Annotated in this window: 21 protein-coding genes and 5 pseudogenes; 15 read left to right on the top strand and 11 right to left on the bottom strand. The window is 70.6% G+C overall.

Annotation, left to right across the window (positions count from 1 at the left end):
• The first annotated feature begins 167 nt into the window (after positions 1-167).
• The 6 genes and pseudogenes from ACIBEC_RS17700 to ACIBEC_RS17675 form a co-directional block, all read left to right on the top strand.
• On the top strand, positions 168-668 hold the full coding sequence (locus ACIBEC_RS17700) for a sigma factor-like helix-turn-helix DNA-binding protein (RefSeq protein WP_360503831.1): 501 nt from the start codon (positions 168-170) through the stop codon (positions 666-668).
• Complete coding sequence (locus ACIBEC_RS17695; protein WP_360503833.1) at positions 665-1,393, top strand: zf-HC2 domain-containing protein; 729 nt, start codon at positions 665-667, stop codon at positions 1,391-1,393. Before ACIBEC_RS17700 ends, ACIBEC_RS17695 begins: the two co-directional genes overlap by 4 nt.
• 380 nt (positions 1,394-1,773) lie before the next feature.
• Positions 1,774-2,352 (top strand): sigma-70 family RNA polymerase sigma factor, encoded by a 579-nt coding sequence (locus ACIBEC_RS17690; protein ID WP_360503835.1) that lies wholly within the window; start codon positions 1,774-1,776, stop codon positions 2,350-2,352.
• Between the two features lie 101 nt (positions 2,353-2,453).
• Positions 2,454-2,600, top strand: a complete 147-nt coding sequence (locus ACIBEC_RS17685) for a hypothetical protein (RefSeq protein WP_360503837.1) — start codon at positions 2,454-2,456, stop codon at positions 2,598-2,600.
• Positions 2,601-2,816: 216 nt separating this feature from the next.
• Positions 2,817-3,115 (top strand): annotated as a pseudogene (locus ACIBEC_RS17680) (response regulator); the annotation flags it as partial.
• An 8-nt stretch (positions 3,116-3,123) separates the two neighbouring features.
• A pseudogene (locus tag ACIBEC_RS17675) lies at positions 3,124-3,555 on the top strand (sensor histidine kinase); the annotation flags it as partial.
• Between the two features lie 129 nt (positions 3,556-3,684).
• Here the strand turns inward: ACIBEC_RS17675 and mctP are convergent.
• Together mctP and ACIBEC_RS17665 are read right to left on the bottom strand one after the other, a co-directional pair.
• Positions 3,685-5,337 (bottom strand): monocarboxylate uptake permease MctP, encoded by a 1,653-nt coding sequence (gene mctP / locus ACIBEC_RS17670; RefSeq protein ID WP_360503839.1) that lies wholly within the window; start codon positions 5,335-5,337, stop codon positions 3,685-3,687.
• Positions 5,334-5,573, bottom strand: coding sequence for a DUF3311 domain-containing protein (locus ACIBEC_RS17665; protein WP_360503841.1), 240 nt, complete (start codon positions 5,571-5,573; stop codon positions 5,334-5,336). The genes mctP and ACIBEC_RS17665 overlap by 4 nt, the downstream gene beginning before the upstream one ends.
• Positions 5,574-5,942: 369 nt before the next feature.
• Between ACIBEC_RS17665 and ACIBEC_RS17660 the strand changes: the two are divergent.
• From ACIBEC_RS17660 to ACIBEC_RS17650, 3 genes and pseudogenes are all read left to right on the top strand, one after another.
• A pseudogene (locus ACIBEC_RS17660) lies at positions 5,943-6,074 on the top strand (ATP-binding cassette domain-containing protein); the annotation flags it as partial.
• A 194-nt stretch (positions 6,075-6,268) separates the two neighbouring features.
• Entirely contained in the window at positions 6,269-7,156 is an 888-nt protein-coding gene (locus ACIBEC_RS17655; RefSeq protein ID WP_360503843.1) for an oxygenase MpaB family protein, read from the top strand.
• Positions 7,157-7,168: 12 nt separating this feature from the next.
• Positions 7,169-7,621 (top strand): annotated as a pseudogene (locus ACIBEC_RS17650) (LysR family transcriptional regulator); the annotation flags it as partial.
• A 121-nt stretch (positions 7,622-7,742) separates the two neighbouring features.
• Here ACIBEC_RS17650 and ACIBEC_RS17645 read toward each other — a convergent pair.
• Positions 7,743-7,880: pseudogene (locus tag ACIBEC_RS17645) on the bottom strand (exodeoxyribonuclease III); the annotation flags it as partial.
• 98 nt (positions 7,881-7,978) lie between these two features.
• On the opposite strand from ACIBEC_RS17645, the gene ACIBEC_RS17640 reads away from it, so the two are divergent.
• On the top strand, positions 7,979-8,338 hold the full coding sequence (locus ACIBEC_RS17640; protein ID WP_360504008.1) for a recombinase family protein: 360 nt from the start codon (positions 7,979-7,981) through the stop codon (positions 8,336-8,338).
• Positions 8,339-8,624: 286 nt separating this feature from the next.
• Here the strand turns inward: ACIBEC_RS17640 and ACIBEC_RS17635 are convergent, their stop codons facing one another.
• Together ACIBEC_RS17635 and ACIBEC_RS17630 are read right to left on the bottom strand one after the other, a co-directional pair.
• On the bottom strand, positions 8,625-9,089 hold the full coding sequence (locus ACIBEC_RS17635) for a universal stress protein (RefSeq protein ID WP_360503847.1): 465 nt from the start codon (positions 9,087-9,089) through the stop codon (positions 8,625-8,627).
• Positions 9,090-9,264: 175 nt separating this feature from the next.
• Positions 9,265-10,689 (bottom strand): MBL fold metallo-hydrolase, encoded by a 1,425-nt coding sequence (locus ACIBEC_RS17630; protein ID WP_360503849.1) that lies wholly within the window; start codon positions 10,687-10,689, stop codon positions 9,265-9,267.
• Between the two features lie 163 nt (positions 10,690-10,852).
• On the opposite strand from ACIBEC_RS17630, the gene ACIBEC_RS17625 reads away from it, so the two are divergent.
• Positions 10,853-11,437, top strand: coding sequence for a CBS domain-containing protein (locus ACIBEC_RS17625; RefSeq protein ID WP_360503851.1), 585 nt, complete (start codon positions 10,853-10,855; stop codon positions 11,435-11,437).
• 338 nt (positions 11,438-11,775) lie between these two features.
• Positions 11,776-12,378: a CBS domain-containing protein gene (locus ACIBEC_RS17620; RefSeq protein WP_360503852.1), complete on the top strand. Its 603-nt coding sequence runs from the start codon at positions 11,776-11,778 to the stop codon at positions 12,376-12,378.
• Between the two features lie 847 nt (positions 12,379-13,225).
• On the opposite strand, the gene ACIBEC_RS17615 is transcribed toward ACIBEC_RS17620, so the two are convergent.
• The 6 genes from ACIBEC_RS17615 to ACIBEC_RS17590 form a co-directional block, all read right to left on the bottom strand.
• Positions 13,226-13,987, bottom strand: a complete 762-nt coding sequence (locus tag ACIBEC_RS17615; protein WP_360503854.1) for a CBS domain-containing protein — start codon at positions 13,985-13,987, stop codon at positions 13,226-13,228.
• A 513-nt stretch (positions 13,988-14,500) separates the two neighbouring features.
• Complete coding sequence (locus tag ACIBEC_RS17610; protein WP_360503856.1) at positions 14,501-15,310, bottom strand: PfkB family carbohydrate kinase; 810 nt, start codon at positions 15,308-15,310, stop codon at positions 14,501-14,503.
• A 659-nt stretch (positions 15,311-15,969) separates the two neighbouring features.
• The gene (locus ACIBEC_RS17605) at positions 15,970-16,836 is read right to left on the bottom strand and encodes a universal stress protein (RefSeq protein WP_360503858.1); all 867 of its coding nucleotides are present in this window, start codon (positions 16,834-16,836) and stop codon (positions 15,970-15,972) included.
• Positions 16,837-17,016: 180 nt separating this feature from the next.
• Positions 17,017-18,027 (bottom strand): universal stress protein, encoded by a 1,011-nt coding sequence (locus ACIBEC_RS17600; protein WP_396287962.1) that lies wholly within the window; start codon positions 18,025-18,027, stop codon positions 17,017-17,019.
• A gap of 412 nt (positions 18,028-18,439) precedes the next feature.
• Entirely contained in the window at positions 18,440-18,937 is a 498-nt protein-coding gene (locus tag ACIBEC_RS17595) for an adenosine-specific kinase (RefSeq protein WP_360503862.1), read from the bottom strand.
• A 262-nt stretch (positions 18,938-19,199) separates the two neighbouring features.
• A complete protein-coding gene (locus tag ACIBEC_RS17590) occupies positions 19,200-20,066 on the bottom strand; it encodes a universal stress protein (RefSeq protein ID WP_360503864.1) in 867 nt (288 codons plus the stop codon).
• 383 nt (positions 20,067-20,449) lie between these two features.
• Between ACIBEC_RS17590 and ACIBEC_RS17585 the strand changes: the two genes are divergently transcribed.
• The 3 genes from ACIBEC_RS17585 to ACIBEC_RS17575 are packed head-to-tail and all read left to right on the top strand — an operon-like array spanning position 20,450 to position 21,296.
• Positions 20,450-20,734 (top strand): DUF1540 domain-containing protein, encoded by a 285-nt coding sequence (locus tag ACIBEC_RS17585; RefSeq protein WP_360503866.1) that lies wholly within the window; start codon positions 20,450-20,452, stop codon positions 20,732-20,734.
• Positions 20,731-20,895: a hypothetical protein gene (locus ACIBEC_RS17580; RefSeq protein ID WP_360503868.1), complete on the top strand. Its 165-nt coding sequence runs from the start codon at positions 20,731-20,733 to the stop codon at positions 20,893-20,895. The genes ACIBEC_RS17585 and ACIBEC_RS17580 overlap by 4 nt, the downstream gene beginning before the upstream one ends.
• A gap of 47 nt (positions 20,896-20,942) precedes the next feature.
• Positions 20,943-21,296 (top strand): hypothetical protein, encoded by a 354-nt coding sequence (locus tag ACIBEC_RS17575; protein ID WP_360503870.1) that lies wholly within the window; start codon positions 20,943-20,945, stop codon positions 21,294-21,296.
• Positions 21,297-21,541: the final 245 nt, after the last annotated feature.

Here is a 21,541-nt window from a genome sequence, read left to right as displayed (position 1 = left end):
TTTCGCCCCCGCTGACCAGGAAAGGAGCCGATCAGCCGATCGCTCCCGATTCCGGTCAGGAGGCTACCCGATGGCGGGTCCGGACCCTCGGGCTGTGATGTGGATCACGCTGAACCTGCGGTTCGCTCCGTACGTGGAGTGGGGGAGCCGAGACGGGAGATCGCGGGTTGACGAAGCGTGTGCAGGAGCGGCTGGCATGTGAGCTGTACGCGCGGCACGCCGCCGCCGTGTATCCGCATGCCCTCACCCTCGCGGGCGGTGACCGGACGCAGGCTCACGCGCTGCTCCGCACCGCGCTGCTGAACGCCGTCCGCCGGCCGGCCGGTCGGGTCGGTGCCGACCTGGCAGGTTGGCTGGCCGACGAGATGCGTCGGCTGTCCGTCAGGCGTCCGCGCTTCGGCCTGTGGCGTCGGCGGCGTGGCGTCGCGGCCTCACCGGCGCCCGGCCGGCCGCCGGCCCGGCCCGGCAGCGAGCTGCCCATCGCCGACACGCTGGCCGGACTGCCGCCCGAGCACCGGGCGGCGCTGGTCGAGACGTTCCTGAAGGGCCGGAAAGTTCGGCAGGCGGCCGAGGTCCTCGGTCTTCCGCCCGAGGCGGTGAAGTCCCGTCTCTACTACGGGCTGCACCGCCTGGCCCTCGCCATCGAAGAACAGGAATCGGCCTGGTGAACCGTAGCCCCGACTGCGCCGGCCTCGGCGCCTATGTGCTCGGCGGACTGGACGGCCCGGAGTCCGACCGGTTCGAGGAGCACCTGCTCGACTGCGACCAGTGCCTGAGCGAGATCGGCTCCTTCCAGTCGGTCCGCGAGCTGCTGCTCCCGCTCATGGGGGATCCGCCGGAGGTGGATGACGTCCGGTCCACCGCCGGGCCGGACGACGAACTGCTGGACCAGCTGCTTCGGGACGTGGCCCGGGACCGGCACCGCCGCACCTGGCGGACGGCGGCGGCGCTGACCGCTGCCGCCGCGCTGCTGGTGGCCGCGCCCTTCGTCTCGCTGCGCCTGGGCTCAGTACAGGCGGTGGCGAGCGGGCCCGCCGGCCCCACGCCGAGCCCGGCCGCCATGCTGATGATGACCGGTGAGCAGCACGGCGCCACCGACCCGGCGACCGGCGTGACCGGGGTGATCGGCCTGGAGGACAAGGCCTGGGGCACGCATGTCGCGCTCCAGCTCGGTGGTGTCGACGGGCCGCTGGTCTGCTCGCTGGTGGCGGTCTCCAGGAGCGGGCAACGGGAGTCGGTGACCAGTTGGTCCGTACCGGCGGCCGGGTACGGCGTGCCCGGGCACCCGGATCCGCTGCTGGTGCACGGCGGCACCTCGCTGTCCCGGCAGCAGCTCGACCACTTCGAGGTGCGCACCGCGGACGGGCGGGAGCTGGTTTCGGTACCCGTCTGATCATCTCCGACCTCGCGAAAGGGGACGGCCCGGTCATGCTGACCGGGCCGTTTCCGCGTTTTCGGCCCGCCGTTCGGAGCAGTGCGGCCGGCCGCCCGTCCGGGCTGTCACGAACACCCGCCAACTGGCGCGAACTCGCAGGTCGGCGGCGTGACGGTGGATCGGTGGCGGGGGTCGGAGACGATCACCGCTCGACCGTTCGTCGTACCTTCCGGCGCCGGCGGTGCGGCGTCGGCACGACGAATGGCCCGGTTGCCGGCGAGAAGCGCCGGATCCGCGCAGGTCCGGCGCCAGTTGGCGGATGTCCCCGGCCCGGCCGGCCGAGAGGCTCGGATCACCTCGCCAGAGCAGCGACGCCTTCACCCGACCAGAGGACCCTCATGACCGAGCACGCCCAGGACTTCGCCACCCAGACCCCGGCCGCCCCCGCCGACCGGCCGCGGATGGCCGACGCAGAGTTCCGGAGCCTGCTCACCACACACCACCGGGCCGTGCACGGCTACCTCGCCAAGCGCACCCTTGGCGACGCACAGCTCGCGGAGGATCTCACCCAGGAGACCTTCGTGCGTGCCTGGCGCCACCCGGAGATCCTCTCCGCCCAGCAGGGCACGCCGCTGCGCTGGCTCTACCGCGTCGCCCGCAACCTGCTGATCGACCATCTGCGGGCGCGCGGCAGCCGGCCCACCGAGGTGGGCTCGCCCGACCTCACGGTCTTCGCCGAGGAGTCCGCGCTCGGTAACGAGATCGACCGGCTGCTCAACACCTGGTCGGTGCGCCAGGCACTGTCCTCGCTGACCGAGGCGCACCGGGCGGTGCTCACCGAGATCTACTTCAATTACCGCTCGCTCTCCGAGACCGCCGAACTGCTCGGGGTGCCCGAAGGAACCGTCAAGTCCCGCTGCTTCTATGCCATCCGCGCGCTGCGCCTGGCGCTGCGCGAGCACGGCCTGGTGCCCTGACGCCTGACCGCGGTCGCGACTCGGAACAGGAATTTTCGGACCGGATTGAATCCCGGAGCCATCCCGGCCATAAGCAGGCCGCGCTGCACACGGTCCGGACGGTGCTGTGGGTGCTCGACCTGGTGGGCGGACCGACCCCAGTACCGCTGGAACTCCCCGAGCACCTCGGCGTGGACACCGGACGGCGCGCGGACCAGGCCGCCGACCAGTGGCACCGGATGCCCGGGGAACTGCCGCGCGCCGCCTGACGACACGGGTGGGCTCTGCCGCCCCCTCCGTGCGTTTGGACTCGTGCCCGGGCGCGTGACGACAGCCGGACCGACGGGAGCCTCACCGTGACAGCAGACATGAAGGCCGCGGCAGCTGCCGCTGTGACCCTGCTGCTCGGCGGTACCCCGCTGCTGCGCCGTACCCGCCGGCCCGACCCCGTGGCTGGTCGGGCGGCCTGGCTGGACTCCTTCGCCATGCTGCGCGTACTGGCGGTGGACGACGAGCCGCCGGCCCTGGAGGAACTGCTGTACCTGCTCCGCTCCGACCCTGGGGTGGAGCGGGCCGAGGGTGCCGCCGACGCGACCGGGGCGCTGCGGCGGATCGGCCGGGCGCTGGAGGCCGGGCCGGACGGCGAGGACCGGCTCGACGTAGTGTTCCTGGACATCGACATGCCCGGGCTCAGCGGTCTGGACACGGCCGCCTGCTGGCCGGGTTCGCCAGACCGCCGACCGTGGTCTTCGTCACCGCGCACGAGGGCTTCGCCGTCCAGGCCGACGCTTGGTCCGCTGGGCCGCCGTCGCACCACTGGAGGTCGACGGCCGGGTGGTCGGCACACTTGCGGTGTACGGCCCGGAGGACTCGCCGGTGCTGGTGCGGGCCACCGGCGACGTCGCGCGCTGGGTGGCCGTGCAGCTGGAGTTGGCCGAGCTCGACCGCTCACGCCGGGACCTGATCGAGGCGGAGATCCGCACCCTGCGGGCACAGATCTCCCCGCACTTCATCTTCAACTCGCCGGCCGCCATCGCCTCCTTCGTCCGCACCGACCCCGACCGGGCCCGTGAACTGTTGTCGGAGTTTGCCGAGTTCACCCGGTACTCGTTCCGCCGGCACGGTGACTTCACGAGCCTCGCCGACGAACTGCGCTCCATCGACCAGTACCTCAACCTGATCCGGGCCCGGTTCGGCGACAGGCTGGAGGTCGCCGTGCGGATCCCCAAGTGCCCACCGGGTGTGCGGATTTCGCCACCGCCCGGCCCACGCGCCTGAACTCGTCCGGGCGTTCTCCGCCCGGTTCGAGGGGCGGCGCCGAACGGCGCCACCCCTTCCGGCCGTCCGCGGGCGTCAGCTCGCGGCGGTCAGCGCCGGGACCGGCGCAGGCTCGGGGGCGTCCGCCGCTGTCTCGGCCTCGGCACGGTAGTCCTCCGGGCTGGTCTCGTCCTTGCCCTGCGGGGCACCGAGGGCCCGCAGCAGCACGGTGAGGGCGAGCGCGACGAGCAGGTTGAGGGCGAAGGCGGTCAGTCCGATGTACCCGGTCTCGCCGATGAACGGGATCACCGCGGTGCTGCCGCCGAAGTGCCTGGTGGCCGGGGTGGCGATCCCGTACGCCTGCCAGGTGCCGTACGCCATGCCCACGGCCCAGCCGGCCAGTAGCGCCCAGCGGTGGAACCAGCGGGTGAACAGGCCCGCGGTGACGGTCGGCAGGGTCTGCAGGATCCACAGGCCGCCCAGCAGCTGCAGGTTGATCGCGAACTGCTTGTCCATGCCGACGACGAACGCCAGGGCGCCGAACTTGACCATCAGGGATGCGAGTTTGGCGACCTTGGTCTGCTGCTCCAAGGTGGCGTCCGGCTTCAGGAACTCCTTGTAGACGTTGCGGGTGAAGAGGTTGGCCGCGCCGATGGACATGATCGCCGCTGGGACGAGCGCACCGATGCCGATGGCCGCGAAGGCCACGCCGGCGAACCAGCCGGGGAAAAACTTGTCGAACAACTGGGGAATGGCCAGTTGGGCGTTGTAGCCCTTCACGCCCTGGCCGACGCCGGCGGTGACGGCCATGAAGCCGAGAAGCGCCAGCAGGCCGAGCATCAGCGTGTAGGCCGGCAGGATGGCCATGTTGCGCCGCACCACCCGCCGGGACTTCGCAGCGAGCACGCCGGTGAGGGTGTGCGGGTACATGAAGAGGCCCAGGGCCGATCCGAGCGCCAGCGTGGCGTAGGCCCACTGGGCCTTGGGGCCCGGCACCAGCGAACCGGTCGGCTGGTGGGTGACAGGGTTCACCGCCTGGAACTTGGCGGCGGCCGTGTCGAAGATGTGCCCGTAGCCGCCCAGCCGCATCGGGAGGTAGACCACCGCGACGATGATGACGATATAGACCAGGGTGTCCTTGACGAAGGCGATCACTGCCGGCGCCCGCAGGCCGGAGGAGTAGGTGTATGCGGCCAGTACCGCGAAGGCGATCAGTAGCGGCAGATCCCGGACCAGTGGGTTGGCGGCCTGGCCGCCGCCGATTCCCAGCACGTTCAACACCGTTTCCAGCCCTACCAGTTGCAGCGCGACATAGGGCATGGTGGCGAGAATGCCGGTGAGCGCCACGGCCAGGCTCAGCGCCCGGGAGCCGTAGCGGCCGCGCACGAAGTCGGCCGGGGTGACGTAGCCGTGCACCCGGGCCACCGACCACAGCCTGGGCAGCAGTAGGAACACCAGCGGGTAGACCACGACCGCGTACGGCACCGACCAGAAGCCTGCCGACCCGGTGCCGTACACGGCCGCCGGCACCGCGATGAAGGTGTAGGCGGTGTACACGTCGCCGCCGAGCAGGAACCAGGTCACCCAGGTGCCGAACGAACGGCCGCCGAGGCCCCATTCGTGCAGGTCGAGAGCGTTGTCCGCCCGTCGCCAGTGCGCGGCCAGGAACCCGAGCACGGTCACCAGGGCGAGCAGCAGGAGGAACACCGTGAGCGCGGGGGCGTTCACCCCATCGGCGAGGCGCGTCATTGGGCGTCACCGCCGCGTGCGGCTGCGCGGTGCTTCTCATCCCGGGAGAGCAGCAGATGAGCCGCAGCGGTGAAGACCGCCGCCAGCGGCACCCACATCAGCTGGTACCAGTAGAAGAACGGCACCCCGCCGAGCGCCGGGGCCGGCTTGCTGTACGAGGGGACCCACAGCAACGCGACTACGGGTACGGCCAGCGCGAGGCCTGCCAGGAGGCGCTCCGGCGTGAGTGGAGGCACCGGTTGCGTGCCCGACTCCCTTTCCATCCAAGGGACTTCTGAAGACATGCGGGCAGCCTCCGGGCAGTTCTGATCGGAATCGGTCCGGCCGCCGAGCGGTTCGGCAGCCGGATGGTCGGTCCGGCCGGAGTCCTCACAGTGTGATCCGGCCGGACCGACCGCGTTTACGGCTGACCGCTCGCTGAGGTTCAACCCGGCGTCAGCGACTTTCGGGCCGTCCGCAGCAGACCGTGCAGCGCGGTCCGCCAGTCGGCGCGACCGGCAGTCCGCGCCCGCCGGGAAAGTACGACTCGGACGTGAACCAACCCGTCGCCGGGGCCGTAAGGGGGCACAGGATCAGGAAGCGGCGACCTTGGAAGCGGGGCGGCGATGACGTTGGTGTCGATTCGAGGTGTCAATAAGCACTTCAGTGCCCTGCATGTGCTGCAGGACATCGACCTGGACATCGTCCGCGGTGAGGTTGTGGTGCTGATCGGCCCCTCGGGCTCCGGCAAGTCGACGCGCGCTGTGGCTGGAGCGAACCGCGGATCCCCCGCACCCTCGGCATCGACCCGAGCGCACTGCGCGCGGTGCTGAGGACCGCCCGAAGGCCCTGTGCGATCGCGCTGTGGGCGGCTGCCTGGGGCGGAGGAGCCCGGGCATGTTCGTCTGCCTTGCAGGAAGTCCACGCCGTAGCAGAACAGGAAAGGCCAGCCGTGCGTACCCTCATCCACCCCGGTGGCCAGAACCCCATCGATGCGGGGCTTTTCGGTCCGTCCTCGGTCACCTGGCACCTCCACGCGGACCCTGCGATGTGGATCGGCGGTATCAGCGCGCTGCATCTCCAGGCCTTGCATCCGATCGCGGCGCTGGGCATAGCGCAGAACTCCTCCTTTGAGGAAGACCCGTTCGGTCGACTCGTGGGCACCGGTTCCTTCATCGTCGCGACCACGTGGGGCACCCGGGACCAGGCGGAGCGGGCTGGCGCCCGGGTCCGGGCCGTGCACGAGCGGCTGCGCATCCGCGATCCGAAGAGCGGCAAGAGCCACCGGCTGGACGCCCCCGACCTCTTGCTCTGGGTGCACTGCGCGCTGGTCAGGTCCAACCTGCACGCCGTCCTGCGGGGCGGCCTGAACTTGACGGACCAACAGGCGGACCGCTACGTCCGCGAGCAGCGCCGGACCGCGGCCCTGGTGGGACTTCCGGCCGCTGACGCTCCCGGCTCGGTCGCGGACCTGGAGGACTACCTGTCAGCCGTCCGGCCCGCGCTGGCCGCCTCCGCCGAGGCAAGGGCGATCCACCGCTTCGTCTCGCGCCCACCCCTGCACGGGACGCACCGCGTACTGCGACCGGCGTGGAGCGCCGCTTCCCACCTGGGGTACTCCCTGCTGCCGGACTGGGCCCACCGTCACTACGGCCGTTCGGGCTTGCCGGCGCCGGTGGCGACCGCGGTCCTACGGGCCGCCCGCCGCGCGGCCCTGCTGATCCCCCGCCGCAGGCGACTTGACTTCCCCGCGCCCTACCTCAGCCAGGCCCTCGAGAGGTTGGGAAAGGAGAGCATGCCCTCCAGCCGGTGGCTGCGCGAACAGACGGGCAGCCGCTGAACCTGGCCGACCCGGCAGCTCGAACGCAGGCTCGGGGCGGCGCTGCTGGATCGGACCAGCGGCAGCGTCACGCTGACCGAGGCCGGTTCGGTGCTGTTGGTCGAGGGCCGGGCGGCCCTCGACGCGGTCGACGCCGCCGAGCGTCGGACCCGCCGCGCCGCCCTTTCCGTGACCGGCGGTACCGGCGTGGTCCTGGTCACGAAAGCCAGCGCGTCCAGCGAACTGCTGGCGAAGCTTCTCGACGCGTACGCCGCCGAACCCGGCGCGGTTCCCGTCGAGGTCATTCTGTGCGGCCCGGCCGAGCAGGCACGACTCCTGCGCGAGGGTCGGGCCGATGTGGCGCTGCTGCACCGGCCGTTCGACTCGACGGCCGGGTTTCACACCGAGGAGCTCAGCACGGAGGGCCAGGTCGTAGTCCTGCCGGCTGGGCATCCGCTCACCGTCCGGGCCTATGTGTGGATGGCTCACGGAGTGCCGTGAGGCTTGCTTCGCCGCTGGCGTATTTGCTGTCGAGAAGCAGTCTGACTTGTGAAATGCCGCACGCCGGGCTGCCTCCTGATTCTGTTGGACTACGCGTTCCTGCCGACTAGTTGTTCAGATCGAATACTGCAGTGACTGGTGCGTGGTCGGACCAGCGCTCGGCGTGGGTGGCAGCACGCTCGACGTATGCCTCGACGGCCTTGTCGGCAAGATTCCTGGTGGACACGATGAGGTCGATTCGCCAGCGGATGGACGCCTTTTCCAAAAGAGTCCACTCGTTCGAGAACAGCCTGTTCGAGGGTGCCCGCTGGCCTGGGCGGTAGGGGACCTCCTGTGAGCATCATGACGGCTTCGGTGCCGGTTCGGGCGGTGGTGGGTTCGCGTGTGTCGGACACGCACGGGGACGAGGGCAAGGTCTCGCACCTGGTCCAGGCGGAGTCGGCGACACGTCATGCGGTCTCCAAGGAGTGGGAGATCGTCGGGTCCTTCGAGGACCTGGATGTCTCGGCCCAGATCACGCCGTGGAAGCGTCCCGACCTTGGGCCGTGGCTCACCCAGCGCCAGGGCGAGTGGGACGCGATGGTGTGGGCCAAGGTTGACCGGGCGTTCCGCTCAGCCACCAGCCACGATGGACCGGGTGATCTCGACGTCCGGGGCGAGCATGCGCGCCCGCTCCTCGGCCCGAGCCAGCACCCCTTGTAGCATCGGCTCCAGGCCGTAGTCGGCCGGATGCCAGGGTGGCGCACCGGCCGTCAGCCGCCCCGGCGAATGGGCGAACGCGTGCACCACGCGCAGTGCCGCCCCGCGCAGGCGGGCTTCGCGGGCCGCGACGTCCACCGCGTCCAGGCTGGAGGCGGAACCATCCCCCCCACGATCACCGGATCACTCACAACGCTCTCCCGTCCCGAGCCGTCGGCTCATGTACGGCCCAGGGTTTCGTATCCTCAGCTGTGTAGCCCATTGCGGTCAGGGGCTTTCGGCTCGCCGATCATGGCTCCGCGCCGGGCTCGGGCTCGGTGGCGCGTACGACGACGACCGGGCAGCGGGCGTGCTGGACACAGTGCTGGCCCACCGACCCGAGGAGGGCTTCGGTGAAGCCGCCGTGTCCGCGGTTGCCCACGACGAGCAGGTCGGTGTCGGCGGCGGCCTTGAGCAGCGCCGCAGCCGGATGGTCCTGAACGACGTGCTGGCGGATCTCGACCTGCGGGGCGGTGCCCACGGTCTCGGTGACGGCGTCGGCCAGGATCTGCCGCGCGGTGCCGGTGAAGTCGAAGGACCCGAGGACGGGAGCGGGCCAGCCGTAGCCGACCGGGTACTGCCAGGCGATCAGCACGTCGATACTGCCGCCTGTCATCGCGGCCTGCCGGACCGCCCAGCGCAGCGCTGCCTTCGACGCCGGTGAACCGTCCACACCCACCACGATTCGAGTCGACGAACCGACTTCCTCGCTCACCACATGCCTCCTACCGTTATACCGATTTCACTGCCAGCATCAGTGGGTCGTGCAGGCTGCGCGATCCGGGACGCGACGCGGCGGAGTGGAGTGGCTGCCGCCCGGCGTCGACGGGTGTCAATGCTTCACCGGGGATGGCTGCCTTCCGGCGTACTTCCATCGGCCCCACGATCGCTCAGCGGACCAGGACGCGTTCGCCGGAGCGGGGGACGACGGCCGTCCATCCGAGTTCGCGGTCGATCCGGTCGCGCAGGGCCTGCGCGCCGTCCGGCTCGCCGTGGACCAGGTAGGTGGCGCTCGGAGGCGGTGCGTGGCGCAGCCATTCGATGATCTCGGCGGCGTCGGCGTGGGCCGAGAAGGCGGGCACGTTGACGACCTCGGCGCGTACCGGGACGTAGGTGCCGTACATCTTGAGCACCCGGGCGCCGTCGACGAGGTCGCGGGCGCGGGTGCCGGCGGCGGCGAAGCCGACGACGATGACGGTGTTGCGGGGGTCGGGCAGCAGTCGGTGCAGGTGGTGGACGACGCGGCCGCCGGTGGCCATGCCGGAGGCGGAGACCAGGACGGACGGCACGCTGGAGTGCTCCAGGGCCAGCGATTCCTGGAGGGAGTGAATCAGCTGGAACGGTTCGGGGTCGAGGGCCGAAGAGCCTTCGTCGAGGATTTCGGGACGCAGCTGGCCTGAGCGCCGGGCGAACGCCTCGCGGTAGATCTGCAGGGCGGCCAGGGCCATCGGGCTGTCCACGTAGACGGGCGCGCCGGCGGGCAGCCGTCCGCTCCGGCGCAGCTCGGCGAGTTGGTGCAGGACGACCTCGGTACGGTCGACGGCGAAGGAGGGGATGACGACCGTGCCGCCGCGGGCGAGGGTGCGGTTGATCGCGGCGGCGAACCATTCGCGGGCCGCGGTCTCCTCGTGGTAGCGGTTGCCGTAGGTGGACTCCATCAGCAGGACGTCCGCGCCGGTGAACGGCTCGGGCGGCCGCAGCAGCGGGTGGACGGGCCGGCCGAGGTCGCCGCTGGCCGCGAGGGTGTGACCGTCCTCCATGGTCAGATGGGCCCAGGCGGAGCCGAGGATGTGGCCGCCGTGGTGCAGTCGCAGCACCATGCCGCCGGTGATCTCGACGTCGGAGTCCAGTCGGACGGGGTCGAACATGCGCAGGGTCTTCTCGACGTCGTCCTCGTCGTAGAGCGGTTCGGCGGGGCGGTGCTTGGACCAGCCGTGCTGGTTGGCGTGGTCGGCGTCCTCACGGAGCAGGTGGGCGCTGTCGCGCAGGATCAGCTCGGCGAGGCGCGCGGTGTCGGGGGTGGTCAGTACAGGTCCGCGGAAGCCGTCCCGTACGAGTTTGGGCAGGTAGCCGCAGTGGTCCAGGTGCGCGTGGGTGAGGACCACCGCGTCGATGTCGGCCGGATCGAGGGGGAGTGGCCGGCGGTTGAGTCGGCGCAGTTCGGCGAGCCCTTGGAACATGCCGCAGTCGACCATGACCCGGGCGCGGTCGGTCTCGATCAGGAACTTGCTGCCGGTGACGGTGCCGACACCGCCGAGGAAGGTCAGCAGGCCTGGGCGGGGCTGCGGATGAGGGGCGGTGGCGTCCGCCGTCATGGCGACCTCCGAGGGGAGTGGTCACTTCCCATGATGGCTGGTGGCTGCTCGGTCGGCGCGGGGTGTGTCGGCCCTGGCGGCCGGTCCGAACGGCCCCGTGCGGTCCCGCTCCCGCGGGCGGACAGTGTGAGTAGGGAGTCCAGCCGGTGGAGGAGTGAGGACCATGCAGCACCGCAGTGTCCACGACGTGATGACCCGGGAGGTCGTCACTGCCGGGCCCGACACGCCCTTCAAGGAGATCGCGGCGCTGTTCCACCGCAACGACGTCACCGCAATCCCAGTCGTCGACGAACAGGAGCGTCCGATCGGCATCGTCTCCGAGGCCGATCTGATCCGCAAGGAGGCCGTCCTGCCCGACCCGGAGGGCCGACACCCCGGCCGGTGGCTCAGGCCCGAGGAACGGGCCCGGGCCGAGGCCGAGACTGCCGGCGGGCTGATGACCAGCCCGGCAGTCACAGCCCACGCCTCCTGGTCCGTCGCGGAGGCCGCCCGAGCCATGGACAAGTACAACGTCAAGCGCCTGCCCGTGGTCGACGAGGTCGGTCGACTGGTCGGCATCGTCAGCCGCCGCGACCTGCTGCAGGTCTTCCTGCGCCACGACGCTGCCATCCGCGAGGAGATCGTCCACGACGTGCTCGGCCGGACGCTGTGGCTGGCACCGGGTGACGTCCAGGTCGTCGTCCGCGACGGTGTGGTCACTCTGACCGGACGGCTGCCGCGCCGCAGTCTCGTCCCGATCGCCGAGTAACTGTGCCGCGCCGTGGACGGCGTGGTCGCCGTGCACCCGACCCTCGACTGGAGCGAGGACGACACCGATATCCGCGTCGAACAGCCCCGTGCCTACGGTGCCGACCGCTGAGGTCGACCCGAACCAGCAAGGCCCGGGGCGCGCCGTTCGAGGCGCTGACCCGGCTCGGGCTGATGACGCTCGGCTCAAGGGCACGGGACCGGCGCCAGGTTCAACCTGGCCGCCTCCGTCGCCTTGATCCGCGTCGGAAGCTCGGACGGCCCGGTTCCGCGGGAGCGGGTTCGGCGAGCGCAGTCCGGTGACCGAAGGCTCTCGATTCACCCTCCTTGGAGGACACCATGACCAGTCAGTGGAACACCGTCGGCGAGGTGATGACCCACGCGGTGGTCGCGGTAGGCCGCGACGCGACCTTCCGGGAGATCCTGGAGACCCTTCAGCAGTGGAAGGTCAGCGCCGTCCCGGTGCTGGCCGGCGACGGCCGGGTGGTCGGCGTGGTGTCCGAGGCGGACCTGCTGGCCGCTGAAGAGCGTGAGCAGGGCAATACCGACGGGCTGACCGCCGCCGACATGATGTCGGCGCCCGTCGTGTCCGTCCACGCCGACAGTCCGACCGCCGAAGCCGCCCGGGCCATGGCGCGCGGCCACTTCAAGCGCCTCCCAGTGGTCGACGCCGAGGACTGTCTGATCGGCATCGTCAGCCGCAGCGACCTGCTGAAGATCCACCTGCGCGCCGACGAGGACCTCGCCGACCAAGTGAGGTTCGAACTCCTCGCCGTGCTGAAGCCCGAACAGGCTTCGGCCGTCGACGTCCGCGCGGAGGAGGGACGGATCACGCTGAGCGGGACGCTGCCCGACGCTTCGGCCCTGCCGGTGATGGAACGGCTGGTGCGCGCCGTCCCCGGCGTGGTGGACGCCGAGGTCAGGCTCGCCGCGCCCAACTGAAACGGCTTAACTGCCGCCCCCGCGGATGGGTCCGGCCCGACCAGTCGTTGCCGTGAACCGTTTGTCGATGTGCCTCGATCGATCGGTGCACCTCGCCGGTGAGCGACTGTAGTCGTTCGGAGATGGCTGCCATTGGCGGCTGGGGATCGATGACGCGGGCGGCAGCCGGGAGTTCGGGGAGATCGGCGGCCTCGAACACGGCGCGAGCTTCGCTGAGTGACCGGGCGGGGCCAGCACCGTGGCCGTTCGCCATCACGGTCGCCGGCAGTGGCCGGGTACCGACGCGGGTTCGTCGGTTGGTTAGACAGGGGCCGCGAATCCAGGCGTGCGGTGGACCTGCTTGGCCTTGGACGCGGTCGATTGGCAGGTGAAGAGCTTCATCACGGGCCGGCCGAGATCGGCGACGAGCTTGTAGGTCGCTCCAGGTACGGGGCATCCGCCGCGACCCTGATGAGCGGCGGCCTCGGTGTGGTCGGTCGATCCCGAGCGAAGATCTTCGAGGCTGAGTGGCCGATTACCCGCTTCGCCGACGTTGCCGACTACGGAGGGGGGAGAAGGTCAGTGAGGTCGTCGAGTTTCTGTGCAGCTGCGAGCGGCAGGCGGCTGCCGGAGTGAAAGGGGGGACAGCGTGTGGTGAACCGTGGTCGGGCCTCCGGGTGTCGGCAAGACGTTGCTGGCCCAGGGCGGTCGATCGGGGAGGCCGAGGCCCCGTTCCCGTCGGTGACCGGCTCGGCGTTCGTCGAGATGTCCGTCGGGGTTGAGGGCCCTGAGAGCCGAGACCGAGGCCACGGCTGCTCCGGGTCAGGAAGCTGACATCCTCGTGAGCGAGAACCAGAGCCAGGCCTGGTCAGGGGTGTTCGGCCGTGCGGGTCGGGGCGGGAGGGGTAGTCGCGCGGCCCGGTGGTTGGCTGACGTCCGGTGCCGGTGGCCGGGTGAGGTCGATCAGGGTGTCGTCGGTGGTGTAGGCGAGGCTCTGGCGGACGTCGACCACGCCGTCGACTGCGCGGCACAGTCCTTCGACGATCGGGATGAGGCTCTTGCGCTCGACTGTCCCGGACAGCGTGACCACGCCGTCACGGACGGTCAGGTTGACGTCCCGGAGGGCGGCGGCGGGCTGAGGCAGCGTCTTCTCCAGCACGTCGTGGACGATCTCGGCGCCGATCTCCCCGTCGGCGCGCAGGAACGGTTGCAGCAGGTCGCATCGGCTCACGATGCCGACGAGAATGTCCTCCGCCCCGGTCACCGGTAGCCGCTTGAGTTTCCTGCGATCCATGACCTTGGCCGCCTCGGCGATGTTCCAGTCGGATCGTGCGGTCACCACCGGGGTGGTCATCAGTCCCTGTGCCGTCATGGCCTGCGCCCGTGCGTGCTCGCGGCGACGAAGTCGGCGAAGGACAGTCCGATGGTCCTCGTTGTCCCAGAGGACGGCCTCCTTGCGGATCAGGTCGGCCTCCGAGACGATCCCGAGCACGTGCCTGCGCTCGTCCACGATCGGGACGGCGGTGATGTCGTTGCGGTGGAACAGTTCAAGGATCTCCTTGAAGGTGCTCTCAGGCTGTGCGACGACGACGTCGTGCGTCATCACGTCGTGAACGGTGCGCCGGCTCATGGACCAGCTCCTTCCCGAACACCCCTCGCCTCGGTGGCGGGCGTGTGCCGCCCAGTTACTACCGTGCACCCTGGTGGGGGCGCTCTCAAGGTCAGCCGACATATGAGGCCGCTGGTGGCGGGGTGGGTGGGTCGGACGGCGAGGTCGTGGCGTGGGGCGGGATCGCCGGTTCAGTCTGTTGGCCCCTTCCCCGTCCTCGCGGGTGTGGGGCCTCCACCGCCCGCGAGGAACGGGACGTTCGGGCTGCCGGCGTGTTCAACTGATCGACTCTACAAGCCCACTCGCCCGGGTGGGGGGCGTCGGCAGTCCGCCGTGTGGAGCACGGCCTGCTGCCGCCGCTTGTAGCACGTGCACGGATGGCTGCCGGATGTGGCTGGCCTCGCGTGCGCAAGCCGTAGCAGTGCCTGTCGTTCGCTGCCGACCGCGGCCGGTCGCCTGGACGGCGCGGGGGCGCGTCGGTGGCTGCCAGGTGGCGGGCCGGCGGCGGAACGTGTCCCGGCGGCGGGCGGGTCGTCAGCCTGCCAGCCGGTTGATCCGCACTGCGGGGCGGAGCGACTCGGCCACCTCTCGGTCGCACGGTTCGGTGCCGGGGGTGAGCATCGATGCGGAAGCCGCGGCAACCCCGAGTGCGCAGGCGCCGACCGGGTCGTCGCCCTCGGCCAGCCGGGTGACGATTGCGGCGATCATGCCGTCCCCGGCCCCGGCGTCGCTGAGGGGCTCGCCCGGCAGTGGCGGTGCATGCAGCTCCATGTGCCCCTGACCGACGAGGTAGGAGGCCTCGCTGCGGTTGCATCTGCGCAGGAAGACGGCCTCGTGCAACGACTCGCGCAGGGCCGGTCCCGAGGTGTCCAGCAGCAGTCTGGAGCCGGCTCCTCTGACCCGGCGGGCGACGGCCGTGTAGAAGTCGTCGCGCAGGCCGCCGGGCAGGCTGCCACTGGCCACGACGTACCGGTGAGCGCCAGCTGCCCGCTCCAACAGGTCCAGGCAGTGCCGTGCCTCGTCGTCGTCGAGTCGCGGGCCGCGCGGCACGATGTGGTAGCTGCGGCGTGACGCGGTCTCGAACAGCACGAACGCCTCGCGGGTTTCACCCGTGATCCCGAGGGCGAGGTGGTCGATGCCCTCCTCGTCCAGCAGCCGGTTCAGGCGCCGGCCGATCTCCTGGCCGGCCGTGTGGACGGCGGTCGCCCGTCCCCCGAACCGCGCCACGCCGCGGGCGACGTTGATCCCTCCGCCGCCGGCGGCCACATACCTGACCTCGGCGCGGGTCTTGCCGACGGCCACCAGGTGGTCGATGTCGCAGCAGATGTCGACCGTGGGGTTCATCGTGAGAGTGAGAACCGGTAACGGACTTTCTTCGCCGCTTCTCGCTGCGGGCCGGCCCGGCACTTCCGCGGCGTTCATCGCAGTGGCCCGGAGGTCGTTGTCGCCGCAGCAAGGGCCTGGCGTCGGGTCTGCCCGGTATCGGCGCACGAGTTGTCGTGCTCGGCGTCGCTCGGCGCATCTTGGCAGAATGGCGCGTTGCCCCCGCTGCTGGGCGTCGCCGGGCCGGTCGGGAATTGGAGGCGGTGATCGAGGCGACCGGTGCTGGAGCCTGAACTGCGATCCTGCCGACGTCGTCCTGGAGGGGAGCGGCGATTCGTGCCGCCTCGGCAGCCCTCGCAGCGGTCGGCAGGTTGTGGGTGTCCCCCCACAGGGAGTGGTGGAACCCGGCGTAGTCCGTGAACCGGCGCAGGAACGGGGGCCACCGGTGCGGACGCCCGTGCAGCAGATCGCCAGTCATCCCCGCTCTCCTCACTGAGGCCGGACATGGTGGGTATGCCACGATGTGCGCTCCCGTTGTCGGCGGCGCCTGCAGTACTGCCATGGTGAGGGGCCCGGACAAGTCCGTCGAGCGGAGTCTTCTGGAGGCCTCCGGTTGAAGCGACCGCGGGCGTTGCCCGACAGGGCAGCGGCGGCAACGAGCTTATGGAGCTGGGCGGATGTCAGTCGTGGGGGATGATCACAACAGGGCAGGCGGCGTGATGGATGGCGGCGTGGGTCACGGGGCCGATCCTGGGCGTGAGCGGGTTGCGATGGCCACCGCGCCCCACGACGAGGAGCCGCGCCCCCGAAGCGCTGTCCACCAACGCCCTGCCGGGACTCTCGTGGCTGAGCTGCTCGACCACGCGGACGTAGGGGTACTTCTCATGCCACGGGCGCAACGCCGCGCCGAGTGCCTGATGGGCCGCTAGTTCCTCGGACTCCTTCGGCGGCCGTTCCCGGAGCACGACGGACCGTCGCCTGTTGGTGGCGAGGAAGGCGACCAGGGTGGCCGAGCGCCTGGCGGCGGCATCGAAGGCGAACGCGAGGGTGCCGTCATAGCCGGGGCGAAGGCTCACCCCGACAACCACCGCGCCGGGCTGCCCAGCAGCGGAGCGTACGTCGTCAGGCTGATCCTCGGTGCGGACCAGGACGACCGGCCGCTCGCACCCGGCGACCGCCTGCAGGGTGAGCGAACCGAGCAGATACCCCTGGGCGCTGCCCAGCGACTGGGAGCCCAGTACCAGGAGCTCGGCCTTCGCGGCGGTCTCCAGCAGCGCGACGGAACTGTCCGCGGCCAGGAGCTCAGAGGTGACCGGCACGTACGGGTACCGCTCCTGCAGGTCCGTTTCCGCGTCCTGGAGGACCCGCCGTGCCGTGACGGTCTCCAGGGGCATGTCGGGCGACTCTGCCGGTGTTCCGGGCGCGGTGATCCACACGTGCAGCAGGCGGAGCGTGAACCCGTGCCGTTTCGCCTCGCGGGCTGCCCAGTTGGCTGCGGACAGGCTCTCGGGGGTCCCGTCGAGTCCGACGACGATCTCTGGTCGCATGGGGTCGACCTATGAGTCCTCGGCGGTTCCGCGCACCTGGTGGGCGGACGGGGTGGAGGGCCAGTCCCAGGTGATCGCCTGGATCGCCTCCGCGGGGACGGTGTAGACGGTCGCCGTCGGCGTGCTGCTGTCCTTGACGATATGGACCCAGGGCCCGTCCAGTTGTAGGTGAAGCGGGTTCTACGCGTCGTCGATCACTTCGCTGGTTGCGGTGATCACTCCCTGGTCGGTGAACTTGACCGTGGCCTCGTGGAAGCCTTCCGGGTTCATGGCGCACTCTCCTCGCTGGCGGTTTATCTCCAGCCTGTGACGGGGCCGAGGTTCGCGCATCCGAGCCGCGGGCCTGCTGCGCCGACCTGCGCTGCCCGCTTCCTGCCCGGCTACGGGGGCAGCCGCATGCTCCACGCGGCCGCGCTCACCCGCACGGCCGACGACACCGCCGCGCGTTCGCCCGCATCCAGGCAGGGTCGGGACCGGGTATCTGTGCTCGATGCGGACGGCGGTCCGCAGACTCGGGTGGCGGGCACGCAGAAGCGCCGCTTCGCCTTCCAGCACGTGGTGTTCGGCCCGTACGACGCCTGCCTGGTCGGTCTGCGCGCGTGGTGCAAGGCCCAGGGTGAGCGTCTGTGGGCGGTAGTCGGCGTGGACGATCTCCAATGGCCTTCCACGCAGTGCCGCTTCTTCCGCCGCGAAGTGCAGCGCGGTCCGCGAGTCGTCAGGCAGGGCGAAGCCGACCGCGACGGGGCCGCCCGGGGCGGAGGGAAGTGCCCGCACCACGATGACCGGACATCGGGCGTGGGTGGCCGTCTGGAGGGCGACGGACCCCAGCGGCAGCCGGGGGAACCCGCCACGGCCACGGTGGCCCAGCACGATCAGAGAACAGTCCCCGGAGCGCTCGACCAGCTCCGCGGCCGGCCGTCCGAGCACCGATTCCTCACGGACAGTCAACTGCGGGAACTCCGAACGGATCAGCCTCGCGTACGGCGCCAGCACACTCGCCGCCATCTGCTCCGCCTGCTCAGGCTTGGTCCGGCCCGGGGCAAGCAGGGCCGGGTCGACGGAATGGAACAGGCACAGGGCCGCGCAGCGGAGTTCAGCCTCGCGGGCGGCGTACCGAACGATCCCCGTGGCGGCGGGTTCGGAGTCCACCCCCGCCACGACCGGCGGAGCGCTGCCCGTCGCAGGGTCCATCGGCGCTCCCGTACGCGGTACCGCATCCGGCCCGCCCGAGCCGCACCTGTGGCTGCGCCGGACCGTCTGCCTCCTGGCCAGGGTCCCGCCGACGCCCCCGGCTGTCCAGCGCGAGCGGTCGTCGTGCGCTGGTCGGCCGCTTCTTCCACCCACCCGGCCCCGCAGGCCCTGGTGGGTGGACCGACCGGCCCTGCCCTGGGGCTTCTCGGCCCGAGGATGAGCGGGAAGCAGGAACCAGGCGTGCGGAGCCGGAGACGAGTCGTCGGTGTGAATGTGCCGGTTGTGTCGTTCCTGTCCGCCGTCCTCAGTGGCACTGGCCGTGGCCCTGCGCGCCCACGAGGGCCGTGCGCAGGCGTTCGCACCCTCCCCGTCCACCGGTGGAGGCGGCTGGCGGAATACAGGACGTCAAGCCTCAGAGTTTGTAACCGATCTGGCGTAGCAGGCTGTGGCGGTTCGCGGCGTCCTTGTCGGTCTCGACCCCGACCGGGGGTACGCCGTCGATCACGCCGATCACGCCGCGGCCCCGGTCGGTGACGGCCAGCAGGACGTCGACCGGGTTGGCGGTCGCGCAGAAGACCCCGCACAGTTCGGGCACGAGCTTGACGGCGTTGAGAACGTTGACCGGGTAGCCGCCACGCAGAAGGATGACGAAGGAGTGGCCGGCCCCGATCGCCTGTGCGTTGCGTACCGCGAGCGGTACCAACTCGTCGTCGTTTCCGGACCGGCGGACCAGGCAGGCACCGGATGCCTCGCAGAAGGCGATCCCGAAGCGCAGGTGCGGGCCGACCCCGGCCATTGCCTCGTGCAGGTCCTCCACGGTCTTGATGAAGTGCGACTGGCCGATGATCACATTCACGTCATCGGGCTTCTCGATGCTCACCACGTCGAAGGACAATCCGGCAGCGGCCATCGAACCTCCTGCTCTCGCTCATCGTCGGACGATGCACGTCACCCCGATCATGTCCGCATTTCCCGCGTGCAGTCGGGAGGGCGCGCGGAGGGAGCGCCGCCAAGGGCGACGAGGCAGGCTGTTCGGTGCAGGACTTCTTCGGCTGTTGAACCGAGCCGCAACCTGGTCGGTACCGCTCGGATTCTTGGCCCGGGCGCTGCTGGGGACTATTGAGGCTGTGGATCGTGGAGGAATCAGCTCTGTTCCGGAAGGGGGCTGGCGATCACGCCGATGGTGTGTGAGGTTGCGGGCGTACGACCGCGACCGGGCAGATGCCGTAGTGGAGCAGGCCATGGCTGACCGAGCCGAGGGCCAGGCCGTGGAAGCCGCCCTTGCCGCGTGAGCCGACTACGGCGAGGTCCGCCCGGTCGGAGGCGCGGACGAGTTCGGTCACTGGTTTCCCCCGGACCAGGGTCGTCTCGACCTCGACACCGGGATAGCGATGCCGGAGGGGTGCGAGCTGGTCGTCGAGCTGCTGGCGCTGCTCGGCTTCGACCTCGTCCGGAGCGGGCTGGGCGTCGGACGGTTCCGGTGAGGTCGGCATGCTCCAGGCCCGCAGGGCGTGAACGCGGTCGCCGCGCAGGGATGCCTCCTCGAAGGCGAACTCCAGGGCGGCGGTCGAGTGTTCCGAACCGTCCGTGCCGGCGAGGACGCGTCCGTGACCGGTGGTGATCTCGCCGACCACGACTACCGGGCAGGCCGCGTGCCCAGCGACCTGCAAACTGACGGAGCCCATCAGCAGATTGCCGAGCCCTCCCTCGCCACGGGCGCCGAGCACCATGCAGCGCGCCCGCTCGGTCGCCGCACGAAGAACCTCGGCCGGGGAGCCCGAGACTTGGTCGGACTCCACTTCTAGGCCCGGATGGCTCTCCTTGGCGATCGCCACCGCCTCGGTCAGGATCTCCGCGCCCCGGCGGCTGAGGCCCTGAGAACGCCCCGGGGGAAAGAACGGGAAATCGAACTCCCAGGCCGGAAGTACGTGGGCGATCAGCAACGGGCACTCGCGCCGCGCCGCGTCACTCGCGGCCCACACCAGCGCACGCAGACTCCGCCCGGAGCCGTCCACTCCCACGATCACGGGATCAAGCATCACTCCTCCTGCCCCCTGGCACGCTCCCGGCAGGACGCCGCTCCTGGGCTTCAGACCCATGGCACCAAGTTGCCCGGCCGCCTCGGTCAAGCGCCCGAAGCGACGCGAACGTACGTCCAGCGTGGAAGACCGTTTCCGTCGCCCCCCTCCAGGCTCCGCCTCGCGGGCGCAGCCTGCCACAGGAGACCGGATGCCGGCCTCGCCGCCGCTTGGCTTTCACACGTCGCGCTGCGGCGAGATGCAGAACCGCAGCTCGGCTCCCGCTGGGCTAACGCCAGTGGCCGCGGACCACACCACTGCCCATGCTCGAACGGAAGGCTCGCGTGCCCACAGTGGCCACCGCGTGACGCCACCTGAGCAGCCCACGACCGAAGGACCTCGCCATGGAAATGCCCATCATCACCGGATGCGCGGTCGATGGCTGCGCCTACAACCAGGGCCTCGCCTGCCACGCCCTGGCCATCACCGTCGGCGACGCCCGTCACGCGAACTGCGACACCTACCTGCAGGCCCCGACCAAGGGCGGCGACCCTTCCGCCAACGGCAGGGTCGGTGCGTGCAAGATGTCGGACTGCCGTCACAACGTCGGCCTTGAGTGCCGCGCCACCGGCATCACGGTCGGGTTCCACCAGAGTGACATCGACTGCCTGACGTACGCGCCCGCGTGACGGAGAGCACGGAGAGCGAGCTGCGCGAGCACTCCCCGGACGTTCCCTTCACCACCGAACTGCTGCCCGCCACCACTTCCGCCGCCCTGCTGTCCGCCGCAGGCGACGAGCAACTGCTGGTACTCGGCTCGCAGGACATCAGCACCGCGGGGGTTACCTGATCCGCTCGCTCGCCCCGTACACCGTCGCCCGCTCCGAGCACCCGGTGGTGCTCGTCGGCGCCCACGACGACCCCGACGGCACCCTGACCCCGGCCGCGCAGTCCGGGCCGGTCGCCGTCGCCGTGAGCCAGCGCTCCGGCTACGACGGTGTCCTGGAGCTCGCCTTCGACGCCGCCGACCGACGCCACACCTCGCTGGTGGCCGTCCACGCCACCTTCCCAGCTGAGCCAGGCGTCTCAGCCGAGACTGTCAGAGAAGGCGCACTCCTCGACCCGGATGAGGTGTTCGCCCATCCGCAGGTCTGCGGGAAAGTCCTCGAACAGTTCCGAGAACGACGGCCACCAGTGCGCACGCCGCTGAAGCAGATCGCCGGCCATTTCGCATCCTCCTCGCTTGGCTGATCCCTTTCCTCCATGCTGCTGCGCCGTCCGCGGGGCCGCGATCGGAGCCAGCCGTCCGGCATCAACTCCTGTCTCCAGTTGGCGTCTTCACGTACTGTGACCGTGCACTGCGGCTGCGGCCCCGATCGGAGACAGGCGGCCGACACGCGACTCCGCGCAGCACCGCGGCACCAAGCTTCGAAGCCACGCCGGGCCGTGGCCCTCCGGCGGTTCAGTCCAGTGCCACACTCCCGGAGTGCGGCAGG

The sequence above is a fragment of the Kitasatospora sp. NPDC051164 genome, from assembly GCF_044455625.1.
In the GTDB taxonomy this organism is placed as follows: Bacteria; Actinomycetota; Actinomycetes; order Streptomycetales; family Streptomycetaceae; genus Kitasatospora.
This window is presented reverse-complemented; position numbering and strand designations above follow the sequence as displayed.

What these genes read in the sequence shown, in the direction of transcription:
- ACIBEC_RS17605 (WP_360503858.1), bottom strand. Translation starts at nt 16,836, where the DNA reads ATGCGACCAGAGATCGTCGTCGGACTCGACGGGACCCCCGAGAGCCTG.
- ACIBEC_RS17595 (WP_360503862.1), bottom strand. Translation starts at nt 18,937, where the DNA reads ATGGCCGCTGCCGGATTGTCCTTCGACGTGGTGAGCATCGAGAAGCCC.
- ACIBEC_RS17690 (WP_360503835.1), top strand. Translation starts at nt 1,774, where the DNA reads ATGACCGAGCACGCCCAGGACTTCGCCACCCAGACCCCGGCCGCCCCC.
- ACIBEC_RS17615 (WP_360503854.1), bottom strand. Translation starts at nt 13,987, where the DNA reads ATGAGCCGGCGCACCGTTCACGACGTGATGACGCACGACGTCGTCGTC.
- ACIBEC_RS17585 (WP_360503866.1), top strand. Translation starts at nt 20,450, where the DNA reads ATGGAAATGCCCATCATCACCGGATGCGCGGTCGATGGCTGCGCCTAC.
- mctP (WP_360503839.1), bottom strand. Translation starts at nt 5,337, where the DNA reads ATGACGCGCCTCGCCGATGGGGTGAACGCCCCCGCGCTCACGGTGTTC.
- ACIBEC_RS17630 (WP_360503849.1), bottom strand. Translation starts at nt 10,689, where the DNA reads ATGACGGCGGACGCCACCGCCCCTCATCCGCAGCCCCGCCCAGGCCTG.
- ACIBEC_RS17600 (WP_396287962.1), bottom strand. Translation starts at nt 18,027, where the DNA reads ATGGACCCTGCGACGGGCAGCGCTCCGCCGGTCGTGGCGGGGGTGGAC.
- ACIBEC_RS17610 (WP_360503856.1), bottom strand. Translation starts at nt 15,310, where the DNA reads ATGAACCCCACGGTCGACATCTGCTGCGACATCGACCACCTGGTGGCC.
- ACIBEC_RS17590 (WP_360503864.1), bottom strand. Translation starts at nt 20,066, where the DNA reads ATGCTTGATCCCGTGATCGTGGGAGTGGACGGCTCCGGGCGGAGTCTG.
- ACIBEC_RS17625 (WP_360503851.1), top strand. Translation starts at nt 10,853, where the DNA reads ATGCAGCACCGCAGTGTCCACGACGTGATGACCCGGGAGGTCGTCACT.
- ACIBEC_RS17640 (WP_360504008.1), top strand. Translation starts at nt 7,979, where the DNA reads ATGACGGCTTCGGTGCCGGTTCGGGCGGTGGTGGGTTCGCGTGTGTCG.
- ACIBEC_RS17620 (WP_360503852.1), top strand. Translation starts at nt 11,776, where the DNA reads ATGACCAGTCAGTGGAACACCGTCGGCGAGGTGATGACCCACGCGGTG.